Origin of the sequence: Nostocoides vanveenii (assembly GCF_039531165.1) — a bacterium.
In the GTDB taxonomy this organism is placed as follows: Bacteria; Actinomycetota; Actinomycetes; order Actinomycetales; family Dermatophilaceae; genus Nostocoides_A; species Nostocoides_A vanveenii.
The window spans coordinates 1-2,696 of record NZ_BAAAPN010000031.1 but is presented as its reverse complement, the minus strand read 5'-3'; the positions used below and the strand labels follow the sequence as shown (position 1 = coordinate 2,696).

2 protein-coding genes and 1 pseudogene are annotated in these 2,696 nt (G+C 67.2%); 2 read left to right on the top strand and 1 reads right to left on the bottom strand.

Annotation, left to right across the window (positions count from 1 at the left end; translation table 11 throughout):
* Positions 1 to 115: 115 nt before the first annotated feature.
* Positions 116 to 651 (top strand): annotated as a pseudogene (locus ABD209_RS05855) (cbb3-type cytochrome c oxidase subunit I); the annotation flags it as partial.
* Between the two features lie 39 nt (positions 652 to 690).
* Complete coding sequence (locus ABD209_RS05850) at positions 691 to 1,353, top strand: helix-turn-helix transcriptional regulator (protein WP_344063440.1); 663 nt, start codon at positions 691 to 693, stop codon at positions 1,351 to 1,353.
* Positions 1,354 to 1,355: 2 nt separating this feature from the next.
* On the opposite strand, the gene ddaH is transcribed toward ABD209_RS05850, so the two are convergent.
* On the bottom strand, positions 1,356 to 2,684 hold the full coding sequence (gene ddaH / locus ABD209_RS05845) for a dimethylargininase (protein ID WP_425564582.1): 1,329 nt from the start codon (positions 2,682 to 2,684) through the stop codon (positions 1,356 to 1,358).
* Positions 2,685 to 2,696 lie beyond the last annotated feature (12 nt).

Here is a 2,696-nt window from a genome sequence, read left to right as displayed (position 1 = left end):
ACCACCGACGGAGTCGAGGACAATGAAAACCACAACCACAACCGCACGCCCAACCTGGCTGGGTATTTACCCGGCTACGTCCGACATTTACTCAGACACGCCTCACCCGTGAACGATCGAGGCTAGTCCCGCAATGGATTTCAGCCTCACCGACAGCTACTTCGTGGTCGCGCACTTCCACTACACCGTTTTTGGGACCGTCTTCTTCGCGATGTCCTCCGGCTTCTACTTCTGGTGGCCGAAGCTGACCGGACGGATGCTCGACGAGCGGCTGGGCAAGATCCATTTCTGGCTGCTCTTCATCGGCTTCCACACCACCTTCCTCATCCAGCACCTTCTCCGGATGGACGGCACGCCCCGCCGGTATGCCGATTACCTCCCGAGGACGGCTTCACCACGGCGAATCGGATCTCGTCGGTCGGCGCCGCCCTGATCGGTCTGTCCACGCTCGTGTTCCTCTACAACGCCTGGCGGACCTGGCGCACCGCGCCGCTGGTGACCGAGGACGATCCGTGGATCTAAGGCAACTCCCTGGAGTGGGGGACCTCATGCCCGCCCCCGCGCCACAACTTCACCAGCCTGCCACGTATTCGCTCCGAACGCCCCGCGTTCGACCTGCATCACAGAGCACTCTCAGGTCGTAGACCGTAGATTTGTTCGGCACGCGCGAATGATGACCCAAGGATGACGATGAGCGAGGCGCAGGTGACGAGCGAGTCCCCCGTGGTGGCCAGTGATCGGCGTGCCCTCGTCCTTCGCGTCCTACGCGGCACCCGCGCCCCGATGGGCATCGCCGAGCTGACCGAGGAGATCGGCTTGCACCCCAATACGATTCGTTTCCATCTGGACGGACTCGACAACGACGGCCTGGTCGAGCGCTCGATCGAGTCGACGACGACGCCCGGTCGCCCACGGGTGCTCTATCAGGCCACCACGGAGGGCGTCCGCGCCGGACCACGCGACTACGCCGGGCTGGCCGGGGTGCTCGCCTCGGCACTGACCGCGACGGCCGGCGACCCGGCCGACGCCGCCCGCGCCGCCGGACGCGACTGGGGCCGGACGCTGGCCGGCCCGATGCCGGCCAGGCCATCGGGCACCAGCGCTTGCCGCCGACTGGTGGAGATCTTGGACAGCATGGGCTTCGAGCCCGCAGCTCATCCCGCGCGCCGGCCCACGCAGTTGAGGATCTACAACTGCCCCTTCCGCGATGTCGCGCGCGTTCACCAGGACGTCGTCTGCGCCCTCCATATGGGGTTGATGCAGGGGATGCTCGTGGGCGCCGACGGCGTCCACGTGGCGAGCCTGCAGCCGGACCTCGAATCCGGCGTGTGCACGGCGCAACTCGCGCGCTAGTTTCAACCGCGCAGCCGCACCGAAAGGCACGTCACGCAGCCCTCCAGCTTCTCAAACTCGGAGATGTCGACAGTGGTGATCGCGTAGCCACGATCGCGCAGCACCTGCGCGGTCAGGGGCGCGCTGGCCGCCATCAACAACTGGTCCCCGCCGAGCAGGACGACGTGGGCACCGGACTCCTCGGGCATCGCGGCATACGCGGGGAATGCGTCTTTGTCGTCGACCACGGGATCCCAGCCGATGACGGTGCCGTCGGGCAACGCGGTCACCGCCGACTTCAAGTGCAGCACACGCTCGACCGGCACGGCCTGCACGCGCACGCCGAACTGGGCCCAACGGCGCGCAAGTTGTTGCACCCCATCACCATTGGTGCGACCACCGATACCGACGTATGCCGTGCCGTCGTGTTTGAGGACATCCCCGCCATCGAGGGTGCCCGGCTCCTCAATGCGCGCGATCCGGTAGCCACACTCGCGAAGAGCGGCCTCGACGGCCGGCGTTTCGCCACGGCGAACCTCGGCACCCGGACGCGTGATGACCGCCTGGTCGCCGTAGACGACGGCCGCGTCTTCGACGAAGGCGGCGTCCGGGCAGTCGTCGGCGGGTGCCACCTCCTGGCAGGTCCAGCCCGCGAGGCGCAGGGCAGCGACATACGCATCCCATTGCGCCCGAGCGAGATCGAGATCGATCGGGGTGCGGTCGAGGTGGGTGACGATGCCTTCGGCCAGGCGCGGACCGGGCGGACGGACGAGGGCGAGGCGGCGATTCATACGCGAAATCCTGTCACTGTCGGTGAGGTGGTCGAAAGTGGTTGCCCGCCAAANCACGGTGACGTTGGCGGCTTCGGTCTTGGCGTTGGTGGCTCGGGTCCGGATGAACGTGGCAATCGCTGGCCACCAGGTGTCGATGGTCTTCTTCAGCCGGCTCGTCTCGGGCATCGCGGCGAGGGTGACGTAGCGGTTGAAGGTGGCTCGTTCACGTTGGGCGTCAGCGACAGTGGTGCAGGCCAGGACGCGGCGGAGTTGTTCCTTGACGCCCCATGCGGCGCCGATCTCACGGGTCGGGTCGTCTTGGGCGAGAACGGTTTTGAGCTTGGTGCGGCCGCGGGCGGATAGGAAGTCGTAGCCGCGCATGAGCAGGAGCCGGTTGGCCCAGGTCAGGTCGCTGCCTCGGCCGCGGCGGTCGTGCCGGTCCCAGGACACGCGGCGGCGCACGTTGGTGACCATGGCGTTGGCGAACTGGATGAGGTGGAAGTGGTCGACCGAGACGCTGGCCTTGGGCAGCCAGGACCGGACCGCGGACCGGAACGCCGCGCTGGGGTCGATCGCCACGACCCGTACCCG

What these genes read in the sequence shown, in the direction of transcription:
- ABD209_RS05850 (WP_344063440.1), top strand. Translation starts at nt 691, where the DNA reads ATGAGCGAGGCGCAGGTGACGAGCGAGTCCCCCGTGGTGGCCAGTGAT.